General features: G+C 64.4%; 29 protein-coding genes. 10 read left to right on the top strand and 19 right to left on the bottom strand.

Features of this window, described 5'->3' with window-relative positions:
• Positions 1 to 29: 29 nt before the first annotated feature.
• From AM2010_RS12710 to AM2010_RS12695, 4 genes are all read right to left on the bottom strand, one after another.
• Positions 30 to 830, bottom strand: a complete 801-nt coding sequence (locus tag AM2010_RS12710; RefSeq protein ID WP_047807386.1) for a hypothetical protein — start codon at positions 828 to 830, stop codon at positions 30 to 32.
• 15 nt (positions 831 to 845) lie between these two features.
• Positions 846 to 1,112: a DUF2442 domain-containing protein gene (locus tag AM2010_RS12705; RefSeq protein WP_047807385.1), complete on the bottom strand. Its 267-nt coding sequence runs from the start codon at positions 1,110 to 1,112 to the stop codon at positions 846 to 848.
• Complete coding sequence (locus tag AM2010_RS12700; protein ID WP_047807384.1) at positions 1,105 to 1,374, bottom strand: DUF4160 domain-containing protein; 270 nt, start codon at positions 1,372 to 1,374, stop codon at positions 1,105 to 1,107. The genes AM2010_RS12705 and AM2010_RS12700 overlap by 8 nt, the downstream gene beginning before the upstream one ends.
• A 327-nt stretch (positions 1,375 to 1,701) precedes the next feature.
• Complete coding sequence (locus AM2010_RS12695; protein WP_047807383.1) at positions 1,702 to 2,769, bottom strand: ribonucleotide-diphosphate reductase subunit beta; 1,068 nt, start codon at positions 2,767 to 2,769, stop codon at positions 1,702 to 1,704.
• Between the two features lie 165 nt (positions 2,770 to 2,934).
• Here AM2010_RS12695 and AM2010_RS12690 point away from each other — a divergent pair, with 165 nt between their 5' ends.
• Together AM2010_RS12690 and AM2010_RS12685 are read left to right on the top strand one after the other, a co-directional pair.
• Positions 2,935 to 3,195 carry a hypothetical protein gene (locus AM2010_RS12690; protein WP_047807382.1) on the top strand — a complete coding sequence of 87 codons (261 nt, stop codon included), beginning with the start codon at positions 2,935 to 2,937 and terminating at the stop codon, positions 3,193 to 3,195.
• A 97-nt stretch (positions 3,196 to 3,292) separates the two neighbouring features.
• Positions 3,293 to 3,535 (top strand): DUF2171 domain-containing protein, encoded by a 243-nt coding sequence (locus AM2010_RS12685; RefSeq protein ID WP_047807381.1) that lies wholly within the window; start codon positions 3,293 to 3,295, stop codon positions 3,533 to 3,535.
• Positions 3,536 to 3,662: 127 nt separating this feature from the next.
• Here the strand turns inward: AM2010_RS12685 and AM2010_RS12680 are convergent, their stop codons facing one another.
• The 6 genes from AM2010_RS12680 to nadB all read right to left on the bottom strand — a co-directional run bounded on the left by AM2010_RS12680 (position 3,663) and on the right by nadB (position 9,624).
• A complete protein-coding gene (locus tag AM2010_RS12680; RefSeq protein ID WP_047807380.1) occupies positions 3,663 to 3,944 on the bottom strand; it encodes a hypothetical protein in 282 nt (93 codons plus the stop codon).
• On the bottom strand, positions 3,934 to 4,200 hold the full coding sequence (locus AM2010_RS12675) for a DUF2442 domain-containing protein (RefSeq protein ID WP_047807379.1): 267 nt from the start codon (positions 4,198 to 4,200) through the stop codon (positions 3,934 to 3,936). The genes AM2010_RS12680 and AM2010_RS12675 overlap by 11 nt, the downstream gene beginning before the upstream one ends.
• Positions 4,181 to 4,426 (bottom strand): DUF4160 domain-containing protein, encoded by a 246-nt coding sequence (locus AM2010_RS12670; RefSeq protein ID WP_047807378.1) that lies wholly within the window; start codon positions 4,424 to 4,426, stop codon positions 4,181 to 4,183. Before AM2010_RS12670 ends, AM2010_RS12675 begins: the two co-directional genes overlap by 20 nt.
• Positions 4,427 to 4,436: 10 nt before the next feature.
• The gene (locus AM2010_RS12665; RefSeq protein WP_150115291.1) at positions 4,437 to 6,491 is read right to left on the bottom strand and encodes a ribonucleoside-diphosphate reductase subunit alpha; all 2,055 of its coding nucleotides are present in this window, start codon (positions 6,489 to 6,491) and stop codon (positions 4,437 to 4,439) included.
• 534 nt (positions 6,492 to 7,025) lie between these two features.
• A complete protein-coding gene (locus tag AM2010_RS12660; protein WP_047807975.1) occupies positions 7,026 to 7,916 on the bottom strand; it encodes an alpha/beta fold hydrolase in 891 nt (296 codons plus the stop codon).
• A gap of 127 nt (positions 7,917 to 8,043) precedes the next feature.
• On the bottom strand, positions 8,044 to 9,624 hold the full coding sequence (gene nadB, locus AM2010_RS12655) for an L-aspartate oxidase (protein WP_047807974.1): 1,581 nt from the start codon (positions 9,622 to 9,624) through the stop codon (positions 8,044 to 8,046).
• A gap of 108 nt (positions 9,625 to 9,732) precedes the next feature.
• On the opposite strand from nadB, the gene AM2010_RS12650 reads away from it, so the two are divergent.
• Complete coding sequence (locus tag AM2010_RS12650; protein ID WP_047807376.1) at positions 9,733 to 9,963, top strand: hypothetical protein; 231 nt, start codon at positions 9,733 to 9,735, stop codon at positions 9,961 to 9,963.
• A 48-nt stretch (positions 9,964 to 10,011) separates the two neighbouring features.
• On the opposite strand, the gene AM2010_RS12645 is transcribed toward AM2010_RS12650, so the two are convergent.
• A complete protein-coding gene (locus AM2010_RS12645; RefSeq protein ID WP_047807375.1) occupies positions 10,012 to 10,986 on the bottom strand; it encodes an ABC transporter ATP-binding protein in 975 nt (324 codons plus the stop codon).
• Between the two features lie 78 nt (positions 10,987 to 11,064).
• On the opposite strand from AM2010_RS12645, the gene AM2010_RS12640 reads away from it, so the two are divergent.
• The 5 genes from AM2010_RS12640 (at position 11,065) to AM2010_RS12620 (ending at position 14,264) form a co-directional block, all read left to right on the top strand.
• The gene (locus AM2010_RS12640) at positions 11,065 to 11,325 is read left to right on the top strand and encodes a zinc-finger domain-containing protein (protein ID WP_047807374.1); all 261 of its coding nucleotides are present in this window, start codon (positions 11,065 to 11,067) and stop codon (positions 11,323 to 11,325) included.
• A gap of 69 nt (positions 11,326 to 11,394) precedes the next feature.
• Complete coding sequence (tldD, locus tag AM2010_RS12635) at positions 11,395 to 12,825, top strand: metalloprotease TldD (RefSeq protein ID WP_047807373.1); 1,431 nt, start codon at positions 11,395 to 11,397, stop codon at positions 12,823 to 12,825.
• A gap of 58 nt (positions 12,826 to 12,883) precedes the next feature.
• Positions 12,884 to 13,306 carry a hypothetical protein gene (locus AM2010_RS12630; RefSeq protein WP_047807372.1) on the top strand — a complete coding sequence of 141 codons (423 nt, stop codon included), beginning with the start codon at positions 12,884 to 12,886 and terminating at the stop codon, positions 13,304 to 13,306.
• Positions 13,307 to 13,309: 3 nt separating this feature from the next.
• Complete coding sequence (locus AM2010_RS12625) at positions 13,310 to 13,708, top strand: hypothetical protein (RefSeq protein WP_047807371.1); 399 nt, start codon at positions 13,310 to 13,312, stop codon at positions 13,706 to 13,708.
• A gap of 7 nt (positions 13,709 to 13,715) precedes the next feature.
• Positions 13,716 to 14,264, top strand: a complete 549-nt coding sequence (locus tag AM2010_RS12620) for a DUF924 family protein (protein WP_047807370.1) — start codon at positions 13,716 to 13,718, stop codon at positions 14,262 to 14,264.
• 18 nt (positions 14,265 to 14,282) lie between these two features.
• Here the strand turns inward: AM2010_RS12620 and AM2010_RS12615 are convergent, their stop codons facing one another.
• The 4 genes from AM2010_RS12615 to guaA form a co-directional block, all read right to left on the bottom strand.
• Positions 14,283 to 15,257 (bottom strand): NAD(P)H-dependent flavin oxidoreductase, encoded by a 975-nt coding sequence (locus AM2010_RS12615; protein WP_047807973.1) that lies wholly within the window; start codon positions 15,255 to 15,257, stop codon positions 14,283 to 14,285.
• Between the two features lie 98 nt (positions 15,258 to 15,355).
• Positions 15,356 to 16,183: an arylamine N-acetyltransferase family protein gene (locus tag AM2010_RS12610; RefSeq protein WP_047807369.1), complete on the bottom strand. Its 828-nt coding sequence runs from the start codon at positions 16,181 to 16,183 to the stop codon at positions 15,356 to 15,358.
• Positions 16,180 to 16,722: an NADPH-dependent FMN reductase gene (locus AM2010_RS12605; protein ID WP_047807368.1), complete on the bottom strand. Its 543-nt coding sequence runs from the start codon at positions 16,720 to 16,722 to the stop codon at positions 16,180 to 16,182. Before AM2010_RS12605 ends, AM2010_RS12610 begins: the two co-directional genes overlap by 4 nt.
• 144 nt (positions 16,723 to 16,866) lie before the next feature.
• On the bottom strand, positions 16,867 to 18,441 hold the full coding sequence (gene guaA / locus AM2010_RS12600; protein ID WP_047807367.1) for a glutamine-hydrolyzing GMP synthase: 1,575 nt from the start codon (positions 18,439 to 18,441) through the stop codon (positions 16,867 to 16,869).
• A gap of 214 nt (positions 18,442 to 18,655) precedes the next feature.
• Between guaA and AM2010_RS12595 the strand changes: the two genes are divergently transcribed.
• A complete protein-coding gene (locus tag AM2010_RS12595; protein ID WP_047807366.1) occupies positions 18,656 to 18,961 on the top strand; it encodes a UrcA family protein in 306 nt (101 codons plus the stop codon).
• 193 nt (positions 18,962 to 19,154) lie between these two features.
• Here the strand turns inward: AM2010_RS12595 and AM2010_RS14320 are convergent, their stop codons facing one another.
• From AM2010_RS14320 to AM2010_RS12585, 4 genes are all read right to left on the bottom strand, one after another.
• The gene (locus tag AM2010_RS14320; protein ID WP_169747788.1) at positions 19,155 to 19,295 is read right to left on the bottom strand and encodes a hypothetical protein; all 141 of its coding nucleotides are present in this window, start codon (positions 19,293 to 19,295) and stop codon (positions 19,155 to 19,157) included.
• 119 nt (positions 19,296 to 19,414) lie between these two features.
• Positions 19,415 to 20,968: a class I adenylate-forming enzyme family protein gene (locus AM2010_RS12590; RefSeq protein ID WP_047807365.1), complete on the bottom strand. Its 1,554-nt coding sequence runs from the start codon at positions 20,966 to 20,968 to the stop codon at positions 19,415 to 19,417.
• Positions 20,969 to 21,000: 32 nt separating this feature from the next.
• Positions 21,001 to 21,135 carry a hypothetical protein gene (locus tag AM2010_RS14480; protein ID WP_269084052.1) on the bottom strand — a complete coding sequence of 45 codons (135 nt, stop codon included), beginning with the start codon at positions 21,133 to 21,135 and terminating at the stop codon, positions 21,001 to 21,003.
• Positions 21,129 to 22,514, bottom strand: a complete 1,386-nt coding sequence (locus tag AM2010_RS12585) for an L-serine ammonia-lyase (RefSeq protein WP_047807364.1) — start codon at positions 22,512 to 22,514, stop codon at positions 21,129 to 21,131. The genes AM2010_RS14480 and AM2010_RS12585 overlap by 7 nt, the downstream gene beginning before the upstream one ends.
• Before the next feature lie 128 nt (positions 22,515 to 22,642).
• On the opposite strand from AM2010_RS12585, the gene gyrB reads away from it, so the two are divergent.
• Positions 22,643 to 25,180 (top strand): DNA topoisomerase (ATP-hydrolyzing) subunit B, encoded by a 2,538-nt coding sequence (gene gyrB / locus AM2010_RS12580; RefSeq protein WP_047807363.1) that lies wholly within the window; start codon positions 22,643 to 22,645, stop codon positions 25,178 to 25,180.
• The last annotated feature ends 6 nt before the right edge of the window (positions 25,181 to 25,186 follow it).

Below are 25,186 nucleotides of genomic sequence, written 5' to 3'. Positions count from 1 at the left end.
GCCAATCGCGCCCCTTGCCGAGTCGGATGCTAGCGCCCGTCCTCCATCGCGTGGGCCCGCGCGGGGTCTGGCTCCGGTATATCCTCAGCGACATCGTCCATCGCGTCTTTGACCGCATCCACCGCTTCACGTGTTTCGCGGTAGGCTTCCATCTCGCGCGCCATCACCTCGGCCCAGGTTTCGTTCGGGCCGGCGAGCTGGCGAGCGATGTCCGCGGCGATGAGTTGCACGACCGGATCGGCCGGAAGAGCGACGAGGCCGGCGAACTCGGCTTCGAGCATGGCGCGGCGCCGGCTCTCGGGCGCGGCGGCAGCGGCGACGTAGAGCTGCGTGAGCGTCAACCACGGCGCATCCTCGCTCAGCACGTCCTCCGCCCAGCGTGAGAACGGCCCGCCCGACGGCCGCCAGCCCTCGCCGTCCGACGCGCGCTCAAGGAAGAACAGCACCGTGGTGCCGCGCGGGAAGATGCGGCGGATGCAGGCCCCCAAGAAACTGTCGGGATGCGCCTCCGCCAGTTCGTAGGGGTTGGAAAGCAGGCCGCTGCCACCGCCCGCAAGAGGCTGATCGAGACGCACTCCGGCGATCACGATGGGCCCGTCGGAAACCTCCCCCTTGATCGCCACCTGTGGCTCGACCAGCAGCCTCCTGTCCCGCAGTTCCGCCCCTTCAACCTCCCCCACGACCCGCCCGAGCAGCACCAGTTCGGCCTTTTCAGCAAGTTCGAGGTTGGTCGGCACACGGTAGCCCGGCACGACTGAGCAGGCGATGGCGGGGGTGGCCATGGAGAACGAGGCCGCAACGGCGAGAGCGGTGAGGATGCGGTAAATCATGCGTCCGCCGTCCGACTATGCAGCATGAGCAGATTTGAGCTTGTTCGCGCGGGCGAGTTCCTCGTGCAACGAGCGAGCGGAGAAATCGAGTCCATTCGGCCAGGCGAGCGCACCCGCTTCGATGAAGGCACGGCGAAAGTAAGCCTCTCGCTCCAACGGACGGGTGAGCACCGTGTCGTGCGCAAGAATTTGCTCGGCCGACCACTCGCCATGGCTGCCATCGCTGAAATAGAGCGCCAGCGCACGCGGGCCGCATACTTCAATTCTGATGAGCTTAATCATCTTGGTCCGCTCCGGGAATGCGCTCCATCGGTAGCAGTTCTTGCCCGCACCGCCAATTCGCCTCGAGCTCGCTTCGGTGCTCGAACGCCCAGTCGGCCACGATCCGGCGCGCCTTGTTCGGCAGCGATCCTTCGATGATCTGACCATCGGCAATCCGCACCAACGCTTCGTGCCCCTGATACGCGGCGTGGAAATGCGGCGGCGCGTGATCGGCGAAATACATGCGGATCAGGATACCGTAGAAGCTGGAGATGATCGGCATGGAAATCAGTGTGCCATATTTTCGATCATCTTACTGTCCTCACCACGTGATCTACGGCAGGAAAGAGGTTGTATCCCCAAGGGGTGATGCCCGGTTCGGCGACGAGCTGAACCTTAGTTGCGCTTTTGCGACCGAAATTTTGGACAATAATCTGGCCCGCACGGATAGCGAGCGGCGCGCCCCCAACTTCGGGTGGATCGAGTCGAAAGAACGTGGAGTTTGGGCTGAAAACGATCAACCTCGGTTTGCCAGTCAGCCAATACCCGAACCAGGCTCCCGCGAGCGTGATCAACGCGGTCCAGAATACTACCCCGAAATCCGGCGCGTTCACTCCGCCGCCACACTCCCGCCTTCCGCGTCGTCGCCGAACAGGCCCGGGCCGTCATCGGCGAGGTCGTTGGCTTCTTCGCCCTTGTTGGCTTTCTGGCGCTTGTCGAAGCTCGACCAGACATCCTGCCAGTTGCCCTTGGTCGCGCCTTTCGAATATTCGGTCGCGCGGGTTTCGAAGAAGTTGGCGTGCTCCACACCGTTGAGCAGCGGGGCGAGCCAGGGGAGCGGGTGGTCTTCCACCATATAGATCGCGGGCAGGCCGAGCTGGCCCAGGCGCCAGTCGGCGATGTAGCGGATGTAGTGCTTGATTTCCTTCGCCGTCATCCCCGGCACCGGACCCTGTTCGAACGCCAGATCGATGAAGGCATCTTCCAGCCGCACCGTCTTCTGGCACATGTCCATGATGTCTTCCTTGACTGCCTTGGTCAGGCAGTCGCGTTCCTGCACGAATGCGTGGAACAGGCGCGTGATGCCTTCGCAGTGCAGCGATTCGTCGCGCACGGACCAGCTGACGATCTGCCCCATGCCCTTCATCTTGTTGAAGCGCGGGAAGTTCATCAGCATGGCGAAGCTGGCGAAAAGCTGCAGCCCTTCGGTGAAGCCGCCGAACATCGCCAGCGTGCGGGCGATATCCTCGTCGCTATCGACGCCGAAGTTCTGCAGATAATCGTGCTTGGCCTTCATCTCCTCGTATTCGAGGAACATGCCATATTCGCTTTCGGGCATCCCGATGGTGTCGAGCAGGTGCGAATAGGCAGCGATATGCACCGTCTCCATATTGGAGAACGCGGCCAGCATCATCTTGATTTCGGTCGGCTTGAACACGCGGGCATATTTGTCGTGGTAGCAATCCTGCACCTCGACATCGGCCTGGGTGAAGAAACGGAAGATCTGGGTGAGCAGGTTACGCTCGTGATCGGACAGCTTCTGCGCCCAGTCGCGGCAATCCTCCCCCAGCGGCACTTCCTCGGGCATCCAGTGAATTTGCTGTTGCCGTTTCCAGAAGTCGTAAGCCCACGGGTATTCGAACGGCTTGTAGGTCTTGCGGGCTTCTAGCAACGACATCTTGTGGTCTCCGGTTTGCGCGTGGCGACTCCATATAGAGAATCATGCGCCGCTTTCGAAGGCAAGCGATACCGATTCGGCGGGGATAAGACGGGTCCTTTTCACGATCACCGGGCGGAACGTTGCCGCCCCTTCGCCGATTGGTTGGGGGAAAGGAGAATTTCCATGGGCGAATACGAACCGAACGACAGCCGCAATGTGACGCTGCAACCGGGGCACGAGCCGGGCGGGATCGAACGCACCGGCCCGCGCGAAGGCGAAACGCGCGATCGCGCCGCCACCGATAAGCCGGCCGAAGGAACGCAGCAGGATCTCAACACCGCCGCGATCGGTCAGCGCCAGGCGGGGGAGCCGGTGGTCGGCGAAACGTCCGACGATCCCGCCCGGCGCGCCCGCGCCGATGCCGCGCGACCCGTTTCCGGGTGAGCGCCAACGAGCCGTGCCCGATGTGCGCCGAACGGCGGAACGGATAGGCCATCGGCCCGTTGATGATATATACAAGTAATTGAAAGGATTTGTTTTTATGTTCGAGAAGCTGCGCATCAAAGAACACATGGAAGTCGCCGATTGCAATGGCCAGCACGTCGGCACGGTCGACGAAGTGAAGGACGACGCGATCAAGCTGACGCGGTCCGACAGCGCCGACGACATGCACCATTTCCTGTCGATCGACGAGATCGAGAAGATCGACGACAACCGGATCTATCTGAAACAGGAGGCCCGCATCCCCGCCGGACTGGGCACGAACGCCACACAGGCCGTGTGACCCGGCGCCTTTAACCGCTGCGTATCCCCGACGACAGCGGACAGCGAGGACCCCGGCCCGCCCCACGGCGTGGCCGGGGTTTTGCGATTCGGGCCTGTCTGGCGCTTCGTACCGGGCCCGAAGACGGCTAGCCGCGCGAGCGGGAGCCGAACCACGAACCGCCGCCAAGCACGGTGATGCCAAGGAAGAAGCCGAAATCGTACCAACCCCCGCGATTGGGCACGGCGTAGACTGCAATACCAGGATCGAACAGCGAACCGATCCAGGCGAACGGGAAGACGAACCCGTGCCACAGCCCCCACCAGAACCCCGGCGCGCCCGCATCCTGCGAAACGCCGGCATCGACCTGCGACGCGCAGGCCGAAAGGGCGGCGAGGATGAGGAGGGCAATCGCGCCCCTAGGCCGCATCGGCCGGCCTCCTGACACGATCAGCGAAGCCCATCAGCAGGCCCTCGACGGAGATGTCCTCGTCGACTGCGTCCCAGTGAATACCCGAGGGGCTGAGGAAGAAGTCCTCACGCTGCGCCGGTGATGCATCGAGCAGCCGGGGGAACCAGGCGAGAGGCACACCGATCGTGCGCCCGTCCGACAAGTGAACCCAGAAGCTGTCTTCGTCGAAGGAGACATCCTTCGGTTCTGGAACTCTATTCTGCAAAGAAGGCATTCCACTTCTCCACGATCTCTGCCTTGCGGTCCGCGATCTGGGAACGCAGCAGGCGGATCTCGCGTGCACTCATACCATTGTTTCGTGCGAGACGCACGTCGGGGAAGAGCCAGAACTTTGCGTCTGCGCCCGGCTTCGCGACGTGAACATGGATCGGCTCGCGCGGACTGCCCTCGTACGAGTAGAAATGGAAGCGATAGCCGCGCCAGTCGAAGACTTTCGGCACGGCGCCTTCCTCACTGGCAGGCCAGGCATTCCTCGTAATCGGTCTGCTCGCCGCCCGCGCTCAGCTCGTACTTCGCGGCGTCGGTGGTGTTGTCCGCTTCCACGCCGCCAGCGAACCCGGCGCGCTGGACCGATTTCGAACGCAGATAGTACAGCGACTTGATCCCTTTTTCCCACGCCTGGAAGTGGAGCATCATCAGGTCCCACTTGTCGACATCGGCCGGGATGAACAGGTTCAGCGACTGCGCCTGGTCGATATAGGGCGTGCGGTCGGCTGCGAATTCGAGCAGCCAGCGCTGATCGATCTCGAAGCTTGTCTTGAACGTCGCCTTTTCTTCCGGCGTCAGGAAATCGAGGTGCTGGACCGAACCGCCCCGTTCGAGGATCGAGTTCCACACGTTGGTCGAATCCTTCGACTTTTCGCGCAGGACCTTTTCCAGATAGGGGTTCTTGACCACGAACGACCCGGACAGGGTCTTGTGCGTGTAGATATTGGCCGGGATCGGCTCGATGCAGGCGCTGGTGCCGCCGCAGATGATCGAGATCGAGGCGGTGGGCGCGATCGCCATCTTGCAGCTGAAGCGTTCCATCGCGCCCATTTCTTCCGCATCGGGGCAGGGGCCGCGTTCCTTGGCCAGCATCATCGACGCCTCGTTCGCCTTGGCGTTGATGTGCTTGAACATCTTGAGGTTCCACACTTTGGCCATCGGGCTTTCGAAACCGATGTTCTTGCGCTGCAGGAAAGAGTGGAAGCCCATTACGCCCATGCCGACGCTGCGTTCGCGCATGGCCGAATATTTCGCCCGCGCCATTTCGGGCGGGGCGCGGTCGATATAATCCTGCAGCACGTTGTCGAGGAAACGCATGACGTCCTCGATGAACTGCTTGTCGCCTTCCCACTCTTCCCACTTTTCGAGGTTGAGCGAAGACAGGCAGCAAACCGCGGTGCGATCTTCGCCCAGGTGGTCGCGCCCGGTCGGCAGGGTGATTTCCGAACAGAGGTTGGAGGTGGAAACCTTCAGCCCCAGCTCGCGGTGATGCTTGGGCATCATCCGGTTCACGGTGTCGGAAAAGACGATATAGGGCTCGCCCGTCGCCAGCCGGGTTTCCACCAGCTTCTGGAACAGGCTGCGCGCATCGACCGTCTTGCGCACGCTGTCGTCGCGCGGGCTCTTGAGGTCGAATTCCTCGCCATTGCGGACCGCTTCCATGAATTCATCGGTCAGCAGCACGCCGTGGTGCAGGTTCAGCGCCTTGCGGTTGAAATCGCCCGAAGGTTTGCGGATTTCGAGGAATTCCTCGATCTCCGGGTGCGACACGTCGATGTAGCAGGCGGCCGAACCACGGCGCAACGAACCCTGCGAAATCGCCAGCGTCAGGCTGTCCATCACCCGCACGAAGGGGATGATGCCGCTGGTCTTGCCGTTGAGGCCGACCGGCTCGCCAATCCCGCGCACGTGGCCCCAGTACGTGCCGATGCCGCCGCCGCGGCTGGCGAGCCAGACGTTTTCGTTCCAGGTGCCGACGATCCCTTCCAGGCTGTCTTCGACACTGTTGAGATAGCAGGAAATCGGCAGGCCGCGATTGGTGCCGCCGTTCGACAGAACCGGCGTTGCGGGCATGAACCACAGCTTCGAAATATAGTCGTACAGGCGCTGCGCGTGGTCCTGATCGTCGGCATAGGCATCGGCGACGCGCGCGAACAGGTCCTGAAACTTCTCGCCCGGCAACAGATAGCGGTCGATCAGCGTTTCCTTGCCGAATTCGGTCAGGTTCGCATCGCGCGATTCGTCGGTCACGATAACGAACCGGCGATCGAGGATCTTCTTGCTGTCGGGCTGTTCGGCATTGGCTTCGGCCGCAGCCGTCACGGCCTGTGCCAGCGCGGCGTTGGCCTTGTCCGCCACAACGCCCCCGGCGGAATCGTCCACCAGATGTTCGCTACCCTTGTCGGCCTGTTCCATCTTCAATGCCGCCTTCTTGCGTTCGGCGCTTTCGGGGCCGGTTTCATTCTCGGTCGCGACATCGCCTGCGTGATCGGCTGCCCCCGTCTGATCGAGTCCCATAGCCGCTTCGTCTCCGGTCCTGAAATCCATTATGCCCACCCGCTTTCACGCCATTGGAAACAACGGTGCGAATAGGCCCGTCGTTTCATCTACACTCGACGCGATGAAGCCTGCCTTCACCACGCATTGGCCACGGCAAAACGGGCAAACTTCGCCCCCCGATCTGCCCAGCCAGGTCGCTTCGCGTCAGCCCCCTGCGTGTCCCGGAGACCGCCTGTGCCCGAAAGGGCGAAACGGTCTGAAAACACGATCTAGTGGGTCGCAAGCCCGACCTGACCACTAGATACTGAATCAGGCGGCCTTCGCGTGCAAGGGGGCAAATGCCGATAATCGGCCTTGTGGCGGGGTGTCTTATCCATGTGCCACGCTGCGACGCGCGGGATTTCCTTGGCTCTGCCCAAGTGCAACCCCCAAAATGATTCCGGGAAAAAATATATGTGCGGAAAGTGGGGACGAATGGGGTTTGAATCAATCGAATCGGGCGGCGCAATTTCCTGTCGGATAACCGCCTGACAAACGACCGATTGCGACCCGTCAGCGCTGCGAATCGCGGACGTGGGCGGCGATCGCATCCGCCAGCGGATCGATCAGGTCCAGCGGGATATCGTGCCCCATGCCGGGGAACGTCTGCAGCTTCGCCCCGCGAATCGCGGCCGCCGTGTCCTGCCCGCCGGCGAGCGGAACCAGCGGGTCCGCTTCCCCGTGGATCACCAGTGTCGGCGCCGCCACATCGCGCAGACGGGCGCGGCGGTCACCGTCGGCCAGAATGGCGGCGATCTGGCGCTGCAGGCCGGCGGGGTAGTAACTGCGCCTGATGCTCGCGGTCACGTTGGCCCGCAGCCGGTCTGCGTCCGGCGGGTAGGCCGGGCTGCCGATCGTGCGCGCGATCTTCATGCCATGTGCGACGAGAACCTCCTCGTCGGTCGAATCGGGGCGCTTCGTCAGCACGTCGAGCGCTTCCTTGCGCGCGGGCGGCAGGCGGCGATTGCCGGTGGTCGACATGATCGAGGTCAACGACAGAACCCGCTCGGGCCGGGTGAAGGCGACATGCTGCGCGATTATCCCGCCCATGCTGGCACCGACCACATGCGCGCGCGCGATATCCAGCGCATCGAGCAGGCCGACCGCATCGGCCGCCATGTCGCCCAGGGTATAGGGGACCCGCGGCGTCAGGCCGATCCGGCCGAGCAGCATCAACGAAAGAATGCCCGGCGCCTTCACCCCGTCGAACTTGTGGCTGAGGCCGATGTCGCGATTGTCGTATCGGATAACGCGAAACCCCTGCGCCACCAGCGCCTCGACCAGTTCGATCGGCCACAGCGTCAACTGCGCACCCAGCCCCATGATCAGCAGGATCGGCGGATCGCCCGGCTTGCCGTAATCTTCGTATTCCAGCGTGATGCCGTTGGCGGTGATCTGTGCCACGCGTATTCTCCCCCCGAAATGCGACCAGACCCGCCGTTTGGGCGAGCTGCCGGTTTCGATCTGCAACGAAGCGCATTCGCGCGAAAGGATCAACCGGCAAGGGGTCCTGCCCGGCGTACGTCGCGCGTTACGGCACCAGTACGGTATCGCGGGCGACCGCGTCTGTTTCGGGATAGTCCAGGGTGAAATGCAGTCCGCGGCTCTCGTGCCGGCGCAGGGCGCTGCGCACGATCAGGTCGGCGCACTGGTGCAGGTTGCGCAGCTCGATCAGATCGGTCGTGACCCGGAACGATCCGTAATAATCCTGAATCTCCTGCGCCAGCAGATCGATCCGGTGCTGGGCCCGCTCCAGCCGCTTGGTCGTGCGCACGATCCCGACATAGTTCCACATCATGCGCCGGATCTCGGTCCAGTTCTGCTTGATGACCACTTCCTCGTCCGAATCGGTGACGCGGCTTTCGTCCCATTCGCGGATCGCGGGCGGCGCGGGCAGATCGTCCCATCCGGCGAGGATATCGCGCGCCGCCGCCTCCCCGAAGACGAAGCATTCGAGCAGCGAATTCGACGCCAGGCGGTTGGCCCCGTGCAGGCCGCTTTCGGTGCATTCGCCGGCCGCCCACAGGCCCGGCAGGTCGGTCCGCGCATCCAGCCCGATCAGCACGCCCCCGCAGGTATAGTGCTGCGCCGGGACGACGGGGATCGGTTCGCGCGTCATGTCGATCCCCAGCCCGGCCAGCTTCTCGTGGATCGTGGGGAAGTGCTGCCGCACGAATTCGGGCGGCTGATGGCTGATATCGAGATGGACGTAATCGAGGCCGTAGCGCTTGATCTGGTCGTCGTTCGCCCGCGCCACGATGTCGCGCGGGGCCAGTTCCATCCGCTCCGCATCGTAATCGGTCATATAGCGGCGGCCGGTTTCCGGGTGGAGCAGGTGCCCGCCTTCGCCCCGCACAGCCTCGGTAATCAGGAAGTTCTTGACCTCCAGGTTATAGAGGCAGGTCGGGTGGAACTGCATCATTTCCATGTTGGAAACCCGCGCCCCGGCGCGCCAGGCCATGGCGATCCCGTCCCCCGTGGCGCCGCGCGGCGCGGTGGAGAACTGATAGACACGCCCCGCCCCGCCCGCCGCCAGGACAGTGGCGCGCGCAACGTGGCGTTCGACCCGTCCGCTTGCCTCGTCCAGCGCATAGGCGCCCCAGATGCGGCCATCGCCCGAAAACTTTTCCCCGTGCCGCCCGGTAATCAGATCGATGCAGCTGCGTCCGGGCAGCAGGGTGATGTTCGGATTGGCCTGCGCCGCCTTCAGCAGCGCTTCCTGCACTGCCCAGCCGGTCGCATCGTCGACGTGCACGATCCGCCGGTGCGAATGGCCGCCTTCGCGCGTCAGATGCAGGTCGGCGCCTTCGGTGTTGAAGGGAACGCCCAGTTCCACCAGCCGATCGATCGAACGCGGCGCACGTTCGATCACGAATTCCACCGTCTCGCGCCGGTTCAGGCCGGCGCCCGCGACCATCGTGTCGCGAATATGATTGTCGAAGGTATCGCCGGCATCCAGCACGGCGGCGATCCCGCCCTGGGCCCAGGCGGTGCTGCCCCCGGTAAGCGAGCCCTTGGCCAGCACCGTCACGCGCCGCGTTTCTGCCAGCGCAAGCGCCGCCGTCAGCCCGGCCGCGCCGGATCCGATGACGAGAATGTCACATTCGTTCATCGCGCCTCTCTTGCACAACACCATCCCCGGCGACAGAGAGGAGATGTACTCGCCAGCAAAGCGGCAATGTGCTAGCCCCTCCGCGATGCCTTGAACGGACGTGGATGCATGGACGTCGACACAACGGGACCCCATCGGATGGACGAGAAGTCCGACACTGAAACACAGCGCCTTCGCCGCGAACGTGACGAGGCCGAGCATGAAGAGGCGATTGCCAAGCGATTGCTCAATCGTGCGGCTTCCGAAATCGAAACGCTGGCCGACGCCGATTGCGAAGACGGCGCCAAGGATCATGCGCTCGACGCCGCGCGCCGTTTCCGCCACGCAGCGTCGCGATAATCGAGCAAGAAACGACGCCGCAGCGCCGGAGAGCCGATCAGGCCCCTGTCATTCCTGACGGCTCGCGCTGGTCAGCGAAACGAAGACATCTTCCAGATCGGCCTCGCGCGTCGTGACATCCTGAATCGCGTAACCGTGTGCCTGGATTCGGGCGAGCACCTGGCCGGCGCTGGCCGCGTCGCGATCGTATGTCACCTCCAGCGTGCGTGGTTCGATCACTTCGGCCTTGATGAACCCTTCCTCCATCGGAGGCCCGGCGATATCGCGGTCGAGCGTGACGCGAACGATCTTCTCGCGCGCCATCCCCACCAGTTCGCGAGTCGGCTTGTTGGCGATCAGCTTGCCGTGGTTGATGATCGCGATCCGGTCGCAAAGCTGTTCGGCTTCTTCCAGATAATGGGTCGTGAGAACGACCGTCACGCCTTCGGCGTTCAACGCGCCCACCAGATCCCACAGCTGCCGGCGCAATTCCACGTCAACGCCTGCGGTCGGCTCGTCCAGCACGAGGATCGGCGGCGAATGGACCATGGCCTTGGCGATCAGCAGGCGCCGCTTCATCCCCCCCGACAGGGTGCGGGCATAGGCATCGCGCTTGTCCGCCAGATGTACGGCGGCGAGCAGTTCCTCGCTGCGCCGGTCCGCCTTGCCGATACCGTAGAAGCCGCCCTGATTCTCCAGCACTTCGAACGGAGTGAAGAACGGGTCGAAGACGATTTCCTGCGGGACGATCCCGATCATCCGCTTGGCATTGCGCGGACTGCGATCGATATCGAAGCCCCAGATCTCGGCGCTGCCGGCAGTCTTGGTCACCAGCCCGGCAAGGGTGTTGATCAGTGTGGACTTGCCCGCCCCATTGGGCCCCAGGAGGCCGAAGATCTGGCCCTGCGGCACATCGAAGCTGACGCCGTCGAGCGCGAGCTTGCCCTGTTCGCCCTTCTCCCCTGCGTAGCGTTTGGTCAGATCGCGAATGGCAATTGCCGGCGGGGCATCGGCGGGCGAAGTCTGCTGGGCGGCATCGGTCATGACCGCTCAATTGGGCGTCCCCGGCCGATCCGTAAAGGGCCAGTTGCGCAAGCGCGCGCATCGCATTATCTGCGCCCCATGAACATTCCGCCGCCCGAAACGACTCTGGTCGATCACGTTCGCGTCAAATGCGACGGTGCCGATGCGATTCGCCCCGGCGACCGCTATCGCGCATCGGCGCTCGGTCACCCGCGCGTGTGGCTTGAGATCGACGAGCACGGTTATGTCGATTGCGGCTATTGCGATCGGCGCTTCGTGCTGCGCGGCGGCCCCGCCGACGGCGCGAACCAGACCGCGCTGGAAGACATTTCCGCAGGCAGCGACCCCGGCCATCGCTGACAATGCGAGAGCGCCGCTGAGATAGCCCGCCCCCTGACATTGCCGACCCGACATGCCTATATCGCGGGCATGACAGTCCAGCCGACCGATCCGCGCGCTTTCCTTTATGGTCAGGGCAAGCTCGACCCCGAACGCGCCGCCGCGCTGACCGCGCGCCTGCTGGAACCGTGCGACGATGGCGAGCTCTATCTGCAATATACCGCGCGCGAAGCGCTCGCGTTCGATGACGGGCGCCTCAAGACGGCGGACTATGCCCGCGATTCGGGCTTCGGCCTGCGCGGCATTTCGGGCGAAACGACCGGGTTCACCCATGCCAATGAGATTGGCGAGGCAGCGATCGTCCGCGCGGGCGCAACGCTGCAACTGCTCGATCCCGGTCAGGGCCCGCGCGCAGCGGCCCCAAGGGGGAACAACCGCCACCTCTATACGGCCGACAATCCGCTGGACGCCGTGCCCTTCGCAGATAAGGTCGCCCTGCTGGAAACGATCGACGCTGCCGCGCGCGCGCGCGATCCGCGTGTGACGCAAGTCACCGCCAGCCTGCTGGCGAGCTGGAGCGTGGTCGAAATCGTGCGGCCCGACGGCTTCGTCGCCACCGATGTGCGCCCGCTGGTGCGCCTCAACGTCGGGGTCGTGGCCGAAGCGAACGGCCGGCGCGAACGGGGCAGTTTCGGGTTCGGCGGGCGCCATCTCTACGACCGGCTGTTCGATCCCGCCCAATGGAACCGCGCCGTGGACGAAGCCGTCCGTCAGGCAATGGTCAACCTCGACAGCGTCGACGCACCGGCGGGCGAGGTTCCGGTTCTGCTCGGCCCCGGATGGCCCGGTGTTCTCCTCCACGAAGCAGTCGGCCACGGGCTGGAAGGCGACTTCAATCGCAAGGGCACCAGCGCCTTCTCCGGCCGGATCGGCGAACGGGTCGCGGCGCCCGGCGTGACCGTGGTCGACGATGGCGCCATTCGCGACCGGCGCGGATCGCTGTCGATCGACGACGAAGGCACGCCCACGCGTGAGACCGTGCTGATCGAGGACGGGATCCTCAAAGGCTATATGCAGGACCGGCTGAACGCCCGGCTCATGGGAATGGAACCGACCGGCAACGGGCGGCGCGAAAGCTTCGAACACGCACCGATGCCGCGCATGACCAACACTTTCATGCGGGCGGGCAAGGACGATCCGGCCGAGTTGCTCAGCCGGATGAAGAACGGCATCTATGCCAAGAGCTTCGGCGGCGGGCAGGTCGATATCGTATCGGGCAAGTTCGTCTTTTCCTGCACCGAAGCCTATCTGGTCGAGGATGGAAAGATCGGCGAGCCGATCAAGGGCGCGACGCTGATCGGCGACGGGCCCAGCGTGCTCACGCGCGTTTCGGGCATCGGCAACGATCTCGCGCTCGACGAAGGCGTGGGGATGTGCGGCAAGGGCGGACAGGGCGTGCCCGCAGGGGTCGGCCAGCCCACGCTGCTGGTCGACCGGCTGACGGTCGGCGGCACGGCCTGATCCGTTGCGCCCACATGCTCATCGCGCGTTCACGCGAAGCATGTTACATCGCCTGTCTATGAAACACGGGATTCTCGTTCCTCTGATCGCAGCTTCGGCCGCGCTCGCCAGCCCGGTGGCGGCGGAAAAGCCGTCGCGCGGAGAAGTGCGGCTGGCCGAAATGCTGGAAGGGCGCGTGGCGGGCGAGCCGGTTCGCTGCCTGCAGGAAAGCCAGCGTGACGCGGTGGAGATCATCAGCCGGACCGCGATCGTGTTTCGCGACGGCGCGACCTTGTGGGTCAATCGCCCGGGCGGCGCGCGCATGCTTTCCAGCAGCGATCTGCCGGTGTTCCATCAGTATGGGACCGAGGTCTGCCGCCACGACCGCGTCGAACTGCACGACCGGTTGGGCGGCGTGCCGGGGCCGATCCTGATTCTCGACAGTTTTGTCCCGTATACGAAGGCTGGGGGGGACCAGAGCCAAGAGAAACAAGGAGGCTGACCAATGAAGACAGCTACTCTGATTGCCACCATCGCGGCGGGAACGATTTTCGCCGCCCCCGCTGCCGCCGATCATCACAAGACCGAAGGCGAGGCCGAACTGGCCAAGCTGATCGAAGGGCGCGTCGCGGGGGAGCCGCAATCGTGCGTCCAGATGGCGCCCAGTACCCGTATGCGGGTGATCGACGGGACCGCGATCGTGGTGGAGCGCGGCAGCACGGTTTACGTCAATATCCCGCGCGATGCCGAAGCGCTCGACGATGGCGACGCGATGGCCATTCGCCGGACTGGCAGCCAGCTGTGCCGGATGGACATGATAACGACGTTCGACCGGATGGGCGGCTTCTACACCGGCAACATCTTCCTGGGCGATTTCGTCCCTTACAAGAAAGTCGAAGGCTAGCCATCGCATGACCGCCGCCCCGCGCCGCTGGGCGGCGGAAATGCTGCATGTCTGGTTCCATCGCCTTGGCCCCGCCGACTGGTACGGGGGCGGCGCGGCGGTGGACGATCTGCTGCGCCGCCGCTTTGTGTGCGACTGGCAGGCACTGCGCCACCGGCCAGCCGGCGAATTTCTGCGCGACCCATTGACCGCGCAAGCCGCGATCCTGCTGTTCGACCAGGTGCCGCGCAACCTGTTTCGCGGCCAGGCGCGTGCCTTCGCCTCCGATCCGCTGGCCCGAACAATCGCGCGCCGCGTGATCGCCCGCCGATGGGATCTGCGGCTGCCCGAACGCCAGCGCGCCTTTATCGCCATGCCGCTGATGCACAGCGAAGACATCGCCGATCAGCGCGCATCGCTGGCCTATTTCGCGCAGTCGCCCAAACAGCGCGGCTTCGCGTGCAACCATTATCGCATGATTGCGCGGTTCGGCCGCTTCCCCCACCGCAACACGGCCCTGGGCCGCGAATCGACCCCGGCCGAAAAGCGCGCGGTCGCCGCGGGCTACGCCTGGTAGGCGCGGCAGCGGCCCCGGTCAGGCGCGGCGCAACCCGTCCATCCGGTCGACGATGTCGTTCGCCTGGCTCATGATCCGGTCGATCAGTTCCCTGCACGTCGGGATGTCGTAGACGAGGCCGGCGACCATGCCGCAGCTCCACGCCCCGCGGTCCATTTCCCCTTCGCGCATGATCGAAGGATAGACGCCGGCAACTTCCTCGATAATGTCTTCGAACTTCAGATCGGCGCCCAGCGCGCGTTCTTTCTCAAGCAACCGCTCGACCGCGTCGTTCGTCAGCACCCGTTCGGTATTGCGCAGCGGGCGCATCACCAGCCGCGTATCGAGCTCGCTCGCGGCCAGGATCGCCTGCTTGACGTTGTCGTGGACCGGGGCCTCCTTCGTCGCGATGAAGCGCGTGCCCATGTTCATGCCCGCCGCGCCGAACGCGAGGCTTGCGACGAGGCTGCGCCCGTCGGCCATGCCGCCGCTCGATACGAACGGGATCTCCAGTTCGTCCGCCGCGCGGGGCAGGAGGATGAAGTTCGGCACGTCGTCTTCACCCGGATGGCCGCCGCATTCGAACCCGTCGACCGAAACCGCATCGCACCCGATCGACTGCGCCTTCAGCGCGTGGCGCACGCTGGTGCACTTATGGATCACCTTGATCCCGGCATCCTTGAGATGCGGCAGCACCGCCTGCGGGTTATTGCCCGCGGTCTCCACCGCTTTCACCCCGCCTTCCACGATCGCGCGGATGTAACCGGGATAATCGGGCGCATTCACCGTCGGCAGGAAGGTCAGGTTCACGCCGAACGGCTTGTCGGTCATGTCGCGGCAACGGGCGATCTCGTTGGCAAGATCGGCAGGTGTCTTCTGCGTCAGCCCGGTGATGATCCCCAGTCCGCCGGCATTGGACACCGCGGCGGCCATTTCGGCGAACCCGACATAGTGCATTCCGCCCTGGATTATCGGGTGCTGGATACCGAACATTTCGGTGATCGCGGTCTTCATCGACATCTCCCCTCGCATCATGTGTCGGCACCTGACCTGTCGCAATTCGCCGGGGCTGGCAAGGTTTCCACATGGCTCGCCAGGGCCGGGCCTGCCGCTCAGTCGAGCATCTCTGCCGCAGCCGCCCGCTCGATCACCGCCCGCCATTCGCGCTCGACCGGCAGGCCGAACCGCTCGGCAAGTGCCCGTTCAATCGCACCGGCGTTCAACGTTTCGCGATGAACGGTCCCGTCGCGCCCGCGCACCGTCACGCGGGCATCGGCAAGCACATGCCGTGCCTCGGGCGTCGTGCGCGTCACGATCAACCGGTGGCGGAAATGCGAGCTGGGGTGGGTCGCGGTGAACCAGTTGTGCAGCGTATAGTCGCCATCGAGCACGGGTGTCGGCACGACCCGGTAGACCGGCTGCCACTTGCCCGCGATCGAGGCTTCCAGTTGCAGCCCGTGCATCGCCGGGGTCAGGCGGAAGATTTCGTGCGGCGTGTTTTGCGGCTCGCGGCAAGCCAGGCGGAGCGGCGCGGTCGGCACGCAGCTGCCGAAACCGACATCGACCAGCCAGGCCGCGCCGCCTACCGTTACCCGCAGCGCCATATGCGACGGCGGGTTCAAGGGCGCGTCGGGCGGGGCCTGCCAGTTCACGCGCGCGATCAGGCCTTCCACTTCGAAGCCAACCGCTTCCAGCACGCGCTTGAACAGCCCGTTCTGCTCGTAGCAATAGCCGCCCCGTCCGCGCGCGATCAGTTTGTCGTCAACCACGTGCGGAGCGAGATCCACCCCGCGATCGAGCAGAACGTCGATCGCCTCGAACGGGATCGCCGCCGGATGCAATTCCTGCAATGCGCGCAGCGTGTCCAGCGTCGGCTCCAGCGGCCCGGAATAGCCGATGCGGGCGCAATAGGCGGCAAGGTCCACGGCATATTCGCTCATGCCGCCTCTCCATAAGCATGTACGGAGCGCGCGGTGCGCAGGCCCCGCGCCCACCAGTCGAGCCGCTTCAGCAGCGTCGCCATCGCCCGTTCGGCCCGGCGCGGATTGGCCAGGCGCGCGTCGTCGCCAAACTGTTCCCACGCCGAAGCGAAGCTGACCGTGTCCCGGATCCCGACGGCGTGTAGTTCGGCGAAAACAGCCCGCAGATGTTCGACCGCGCGCAGCCCGCCCGATGTGCCGCCGTAGGATACGAAGGCGACCGGCTTGGCGTGCCATTCGCTGTTCGCCGCGTCGATCAGCGCCTTCAACGGCGCGGTAAAGCTGTGATTGTATTCGGGCGTCACGACGATGAAGCCGTCCGCGGCCTCGATCCGCCGGACCCGTTCGGCATCGTCGTAGGCCGCCGCCGGATCGATCGCTTCGATCGCCATTCCGCCGCGCGCCGCGACCCGTTCGGTTACCCAGTTCGCGACCTTGTCGCACAGCCGTCCCGGCCGCGCACTGCCGTAGACCAGCCCGATCCGCAAAGTGTCCGCCATGTTCCTCGTTCCTTCGATTCCATCGGTGAGGAACGGGTCGATACAACTTCAACCAAACTTGAGATCAAGCACTTTCTTGATCGCAAAATCCGGCCAGCGTGATGGGCCTGCCCGAACAGGCGAGACCGGGGGCGACGATGCGCCCTATTCCCACTCGATCGTGCCGGGCGGTTTCGAGGTATAGTCGTATACGACGCGGTTGATGCCCTTCACCTCGTTGACGATGCGGGTGGCCACACGGGTGAGGAAGCTCGCGTCGAACGGATAGACGTCCGCGGTCATCCCGTCGGTGCTGGTCACCGCGCGCAAGCCGCAGACGCTGTCGTAGGTGCGCCCGTCGCCCATCACGCCCACGGTCTTGACCGGCAGCAGCACGGCGAACGCCTGCCAGATCGCGTCGTAGAGGCCCGCGGCGCGAATTTCCTCCAGATAGATGGCATCGGCCTTGCGCAGGATGTCGCACCGTTCCTTGGTCACTTCACCCGGAATGCGGATCGCAAGCCCCGGCCCGGGGAAAGGATGGCGGCCGACGAACACCTCGGGCAGGCCGAGTTCGCGGCCCAGCACGCGGACCTCGTCCTTGAACAGTTCGCGCAAGGGCTCGACCAGCTTCATGTTCATGCGTTCGGGCAGGCCGCCGACATTGTGGTGGCTCTTGATCGTCACGCTCGGCCCGCCGGTGAAGGAAACCGATTCGATCACGTCGGGATAGAGCGTGCCCTGGGCGAGGAAGTCGGCTCCGCCGATCTTCGTCGCTTCGGCCTCGAACAGGTCGATGAAGGCCTTGCCGATGAACTTGCGCTTCTTCTCCGGGTCGGTTTCGCCCGCCAGTCCGCCCAGGAACATTTCTTCCGCGTCCACGTGGACCAGCGGGATGTTGTAATGATCGCGGAACAGGGTGACGACCTGTTCGGCTTCGTTCATCCGCATCAGCCCGTGATCGACGAAGACGCAGGTCAGTTGCTCGCCGATCGCCTCGTGGATCAGCACTGCGGCAACCGCCGAATCGACTCCGCCCGAAAGCCCGCAGATCACCTTGCCATCGCCGACCTGCTCGCGAATCTCCTCGATCTTGGTCTTGCGGAATTCGGCCATCGTCCAGTCGCCCGCCAGCCCGCAAACATGGCGCACGAAATTGGCCAGAAGCTTCGCACCGTCGGGCGTATGGACGACTTCGGGATGGAACTGCGTGCCGTAATACTTGCGCTGTTCATCCGCGATGACCGCGAAGGGTGCCCCGTCGCTGGTCGCGACAATGTCGAAGCCGGGCGCAAATTCGGTGACCTTGTCGCCGTGGCTCATCCAGACCTGATGCCGTTCGCCGGTCTGCCACAGCCCGTCGAACAGCGCGCACTGTTCGCTCACGGTCAGATAGGCGCGACCGAATTCCCCGCCTTCCCCCGTTTCGTGGCCGGGGCGGACCTGGCCGCCGAGCTGCTGCGTCATGACCTGCTGGCCATAACAGATGCCCAGGATCGGCAATCCGCTGTCGAACAGCACCTGCGGCGCCCGCGGCGACCCTTCATCGCACACGCTGGCGGGCGATCCCGACAGGATGATCCCCTTCGGCTGAAGGCGATGGAACGCCTCCTCCGCCAGGGTAAAGGGCGCGATTTCGGAATAGACCCCGGCTTCGCGCACACGGCGCGCGATGAGCTGGGTGACCTGGCTGCCGAAATCGACGATCAGGATGGAATCGGGGAGGTGTTCTGGCTGCATGGTGGACCCGTTAAGGCTGACTGGCCTCACCTGTCCAGCATTCGCCGTTTCGCCAGCGATACCCGACCAGCCAGAGCGACGCGAACATGCATGGCTTTCAACATGACCTCGCTAATTTTGCACTTGCGAACAAACATGGTGCAGCGCACAATCGCAGTCGAGAACAACACAGGATGTTTGAAGAGCGACAATACCTTTCAGCAAGGAGACGCTCATGAAATTCCATCATATTCTCGCCGCCGGTCTTGCCGTTACTGCGCTGATGAGCGCGCCCGCGCAGGCCAAGTACACCGAAGTCAGCATCGCGGTTCATTTCGACGATCTCGATTTGCGCGATCCCGACCACGTCGCCGAACTGCGCACGCGTGTCGCCGCCGCTGCAGAATCGGCTTGCGCCTACCCGACTGCGATGTCGGTCAACACCGTGTCCTACGATCAGGATTGCAAGGCCTCGCTGATCGATTCGGCCCAGCGGATCATTGCACAGAAGGCCAGGGCCACGCTCGCCAGCGCGAGCTGATCCAACCGATCCCGCTACAATCCGGCGTCACCCGTCTCGCGGTGGCGCCGGATTTGTCTGTGCCAGATCCGCAAGCTGCAGCGGATCACCCATAATTTGCACGACCGGGGCGGCAATATCCCACAGTTCGTTGCGCATTTTGCAACAAATATCGCAGTTTTCTCATTTGTGAAAAGGGGGGCGAAAGATTATTTCACCTCTCGAGCCGGGCGGAAGGTTCCTCTCTCCTCTCTCTCCCCCTTCCCCCGGCCTCCTCGAACAGGAGATATGCAATGCGCACGACAGCATCGCACTTCCTGGTCTTTCTCGTAGCTGCTTCCATCAGCAGCCTCATGCTCGGAGCGGCAATCGCCTGAGCCTGTCGAGGAAGAACAGCGAGAGAGGCGCGGCCGCCAAGTCCTCCCCCCCCCAATCGCGGCGGCCGCGTCTCCATCGCTCTATCCCGGATAGACGCTATTCCACTCCGCCGAGTGTCTCGGCCTTCTCCCGTAATTCTGTCTTCAGCAGCTTGCCGATGTGACTGCGCGGCATTTCCCCGATGGGATGCAGCGCGGCCAGTCGCTGGGTCTTGCCCAGCCTGGCATTGACGGCGGCCAGCACGTCACCGACGGGGCGCGCCCGGTCGGCCAGCTGGACGAAGCCGACCGGACTTTCGCCCCAGCGCCGGCTGGACACGCCCACCACCGCCGCTTCGATCACATCGTCTTCCCGCTCCAGCTCGGCTTCCAGATCGGTCGGATAGATGTTGAAACCGCCGGAGATGATCATGTCTTTCGCCCGGCCGACCAGTTCGACGAATCCCTCGGCATCGACCCGACCAATATCGCCCATCCGCTGCCAGACATCCCCGGTGGCAGGATCGCTCCAGTAGCCTTCCTGCGTCTGTTCCGGGCGGTTCTTGTAACCGCTCATCATCGTTTGGCTGCGCCCGACCAGGTTGCCGGCAGTGCCTGGCGGGACCTCCCGATCCTCATCGTCGAGCACCCTGATCTCGCTGCCCGGCGCAGGCCGGCCGACCGTGTGCAGCTTGTCGGGAAATTCGTGGCAGGGGAGCAGGCAGACGACCCCGCCCTCCGTCATCGAATAGATTTCCACCAGCGCACCGGGCATCCGGCGCAGCACCTCGCGCTTGAGCGGGGCCGGGAAGGGCGCCGATGTGCAGTATTTGAGCGCGAGCGAGGACAGGTCGAAATCGTCGAACCGCGGCTCGTCCATCAGCCGCTGATACTGCACCGGCACCAGCATCGTCACGGTCGTGCGGTCGGCCTGCGCATGATCGAGCCACCGGACGGCGGAGAACTTGCCCATGATCCGCACCATGCCGCCGGCGAGCAATGGTGCAAGAAACGCCACCATCGTGGTGTTCGAATAGAGCGGGGTCGATGCCAGCGCGCGCACCTCCAGCCCGCTGTCCAGATAGGACGCCCCGATCGAAGCGAATTGGCGCCAGCGCATCTGGTGCGAATGGACGATGCCCTTGGGCACACCCGTCGTGCCCGATGAATAGATGATGTTGAACGGATCCCCCGGCTTCGGATCGAACGCCGGCACCTGCGTGCCCGCCGGCGCCATCCAGTCGTCCAGCTCTTCGTCCAGAACGATGCGGCGCAGGCCCGCGAAGCAATCATCGCCCAGCTCGCCCAGCTTCGCCCGGTCGATAAAGATGTGATGCGCGCCCGAATCGCTCGCCATGCCGCCAAGCTGTTCGGCACTCGCGCTGGTGGTCAGCGGCGCGGCAACCCCGCCGGCGCGGACCGCCGCGAGAAACACCAGCGCATAGGCGATTGAGGAATGACCGAGAATGGCCACCGACTGGCCCCGTTGCAAGCCGCTTTCGATCAGCCGTGCTGCGATGCGCTCAACACGCTCGTTCAGTTCGGCCCAGCCGATGTCGCCGCTCTCGTCGCGCAGCGCCGTCCGATCTCCCAACCGCGCGGCATTGTCGGCGATAATTTGCGAAAAGCTGCCGAATGGCTCGGTCAGCGCGGCGATATGTGTCTCTCCCATGCCCGCCACCCTATCGCGGCGCGCGCGCCTGTCTAGCCGCCCGCAAGCGAGCCGAGCAAAAAGGCGAGGATCACGCTTGCCTGCGCGGTCGAAGGTTCGATCAGCTCGCTTGTCACCAAAAGCAGCAGGACACCGCCCGTCATTGCGCCGAGCAGCAGCATCAGCATTCGATCACATTGACCGCCAGCCCGCCCTGGCTGGTTTCCTTGTACTTGCTCGACATGTCGAGCCCGGTCTGGCGCATCGTTTCGATCACCTGGTCGAGGCTGACGCGCGCGTCGGTTTCGGGCCGGTGCAGCGCCAGCCGGGCGGCATTGACCGCCTTGACCGCGCCGATCGCATTGCGTTCGATGCATGGCACCTGCACTAGTCCGCCGACGGGGTCGCAAGTCAGGCCGAGATTGTGCTCCATGCCGATTTCCGCCGCGCTGGCGACTTGCGCGGGCGACGCGCCCCACAGCGCGGCAAGCCCGCCCGCCGCCATCGAGCACGCCACGCCGACTTCGCCCTGGCAGCCCATTTCCGCGCCCGAGATGCTCGCGCGCTGTTTGTAGAGCAGGCCGATCGCGCCTGCGGTGAGCAGGAAGGTGCGCCGGCTTTCGCGGCAGGCTTCCTCCTCGGCAGTGACACAGTAGAAGCGGATGACCGCGGGAATGATCCCCGCCGCGCCATTGGTCGGCGCCGTCACGACGCGGCCGCCCGCGGCGTTTTCCTCGTTCACCGCCATGGCGTAGCAATTGAGCCAGTCGAACAATTGCTCGCGCTCGTTCGATTGCGGATTGGCCGAAAGCTTGTCCCACAGATCGGGTGCCCGGCGCGCGACCTTGAGCCCGCCCGGCAGCACGCCCCGCTGGTTCAGCCCGCGGTCGATGCACTGGTCCATCGCCGCCGCAATCCGGTCAATCCCGTCGAGCGTTTTCCGGCGCGGACGAAAGGCATCTTCGTTGGCCAGCATAAGTTCGGCAATCGGCAGGCCCGTATCGGCGCAGGCCGCGAGCAGTTCCTCCGCCGATCCGAAATCGTGCGGAACCTGCGTGCCGGTGTTGATGCGGTCGCCCCTGGGCTTGCGCTTCAACTGCGCTTCGGACGCGACGAAGCCGCCCCCGGTCGAATAATATGTCCGTCGCGACAGCTTTTCGTCATCGGCGTCATAGGCCGTCAGCGTCATTCCGTTGGGATGCAGATCGGGTATGATATGACCCGCCAGATCGATATCCGCCGCTGGATCGAACGCGATGTCCCGCTTGCCGCCCAGCGCAATCCGATGGCTGGCCCGCACACCGTCGAGCGCGCGGGCGCCCTCGTCCGGGCATGTCGTATCGGGGGCGAAGCCCATCAGGCCCAGAATTGTCGCATCGACCGTGCCGTGCCCGACCCCGGTCAGCGCCAGCGAGCCCTGCAGTTCCACCGCGATCCGCGCGGTCTTCGCCAGTTTGCCCGATGCGGCCAGCGCGCGGACGAAAGTGCGCGCAATGCGCATCGGCCCGACGGTATGCGATGAAGACGGCCCGATGCCGATCCGGAAGATGTCGAGCACCGAAAGCATGGCCGCGAGATGCGCTTTCCACGTTCCGAAATCAACCGGTTGCAGACGAAACCGGACGGGTCGCAAACTGTGGGTAATATCACGCGGGAAACTTTGGCATTCAGGCCGCCAGCGCCTATATACTCGGCATGGACGATACCACTGAGAACACCGGCGCACAGGCGCCGAAGACACCCGGATACGGCGCGGATTCGATCAAGGTCCTCAAAGGACTGGATGCCGTGCGCAAACGGCCCGGCATGTACATTGGCGACACCGACGACGGATCGGGCCTGCATCACATGGTGTTCGAGGTGTCCGACAACGCGATCGACGAGGCGCTGGCCGGGCATTGCGACCTGGTTCTGATCGAACTCAATGCCGACGGTTCGGTTTCGGTCGAGGATAACGGCCGCGGCATTCCGGTCGATATGCACAAGGGCGAAGGCGTTTCGGCAGCCGAAGTCATCATGACCCAGCTCCATGCCGGCGGTAAGTTCGAAAACACCAGCGACGACAATGCCTACAAGGTTTCCGGCGGCCTGCACGGCGTGGGCGTATCGGTGGTCAACGCGCTGTCCGAATCGCTCGAACTGACCGTCTGGCGCGATGGCCAGGAACACTGGATGCGGTTCGAACACGGCGATGCCGTCGAATCGCTCAAGGTCGTGGGCGACGCCCCGCCGGTGGAATCGAACGGTGACGAAAACGGATTGAAGAAGGGCACCCGCGTGACCTTCCTGCCGTCCACCGACACGTTCAAGAACGTCACGGAGTTCGATTTCGACAAGCTCGAACATCGTTATCGCGAACTGGCCTTCCTCAATTCCGGCGTCCGCATCCTGCTGCGCGACCGCCGTCACGAGGACGTGAAGGAACACGACCTGTTCTACGAAGGCGGGATCGCCGCGTTCGTGAAATACCTCGACCGCAACAAGCAGGCGCTGGTGGCGGAACCGATTTCCGTATCGGCGGAAAAGGACGGCATCGGGATCGACGTCGCGCTGGAATGGAACGATTCGTACTACGAAAACGTGCTCTGCTTCACCAACAACATCCCGCAGCGCGACGGCGGCACGCATCTGGCCGCCTTCCGCGCCGCGCTGACCCGCACGCTCAACAACTACGCCAGCGCTTCCGGCCTGATGAAGAAGGAAAAGGTCTCGCTGACGGGCGAGGACATGCGCGAAGGGCTGACCGCGATCGTTTCGGTCAAGCTGCCCGATCCCAAGTTCGGGTCGCAGACCAAGGACAAGCTGGTCAGTTCCGAAGTTCGCCAGCCGCTCGAATCGCTGATGGGCGAGAAGATGACGGAGTGGCTGGAAGAAAACCCGGCCGATGCGAAGGCGATCATCCAGAAGGTGGTCGATGCCGCCGCCGCGCGCGAGGCGGCCCGCCGCGCGCGAGAGATGAGCCGCAAGGGCGCGATGAGCGTCGCCAGCCTGCCCGGCAAGCTGGCCGACTGCCAGGAACGCGACCCGGCCAAGTCGGAACTGTTCCTGGTCGAGGGTGATTCCGCCGGCGGCTCTGCCAAACAGGGCCGCGACCGCAAGACGCAGGCCATCCTGCCGCTCAAGGGCAAGATCCTCAATGTCGAGCGCGCCCGGTTCGACCGGATCATCGGATCGAAGGAAGTCGGCACGCTGATCCAGGCGATGGGCACTGGTATCCGCGACGATTTCAACCTGGAAAAGCTGCGCTACCACAAGATCGTCATCATGACCGACGCCGATGTCGACGGCGCGCATATCCGCACCCTGCTGCTGACGTTCTTCCACCGCCAGATGCCCGAGATCATCCGGGCCGGTCACCTCTTCATCGCGCAGCCGCCGCTGTACAAGGTGAGCAAGAGCCGCAGCGAGGTCTATCTGAAGGATCAGGCCGCGCTCGACCGCTATCTGGTCGATGCCGGGTTGCAGAACCGCGTGCTGGAAACGGCGGGCGGTGCCCGTGCGGAGGCGGATCTGCGGGCGCTGGTCGAACACGGCCTGCGCATTCGCAACCTGATCGCCTTCGTGCCGCGCAAATACGATGCCGTGATCGTCGAACAGCTGGCGCTGTCCGGCGCGCTCGATCCCGCTCTCGATCAGGCAGGCCGCGCGCGCGCGCTCGAAAATGCGGCACAGCGGCTGGGCCGCGCCGACCCGGATGCGAAGTGGAGCGCCGAGCTGCACGCCGACGGCGGGATCCGCTTCGAACGGCTGTGGCGCGGGGTGACCGACGTGCACGACATAGAAGCCCCATTCGTAACCAGCGCAGAAGCGCGCAAGCTGCACCGGCTCACCAGTGAAAACGCCGAAGTTTACGCCAGCCCGGCGCGCCTGTCGCGGATCGGGGCCGAAAGCGAACCCGCCGGCGAAAGCGCCGAAGACGGCGAAGGCGAAGAAATCGAAATCGCGGCCACGGCCGACGATGCGATCACCCGCCCGACCGAATTGCTCGACACCGTGCTCGCCGCCGGGCGCAAGGGGCTTTCGGTCCAGCGCTACAAGGGTCTGGGCGAAATGAATGCGGAGCAATTGTGGGAAACCACGCTCGACCCGGAAAACCGCGCGCTGCTGCAGGTCAAGGTGGAGGATGCCGACGTCACGGACGAGATCTTCACCCGCCTGATGGGCGATATCGTCGAACCGCGCCGCGAGTTCATTCAGCATAACGCGCTCAACGTCGCGAACCTCGACGTGTGATCGCCG

This window comes from Pelagerythrobacter marensis (genome assembly GCF_001028625.1).
In the GTDB taxonomy this organism is placed as follows: Bacteria; Pseudomonadota; Alphaproteobacteria; order Sphingomonadales; family Sphingomonadaceae; genus Pelagerythrobacter; species Pelagerythrobacter marensis.
The sequence above is the reverse complement of the archived record's forward strand: the minus strand, read 5'-3'. Positions and strand labels throughout refer to the sequence as shown.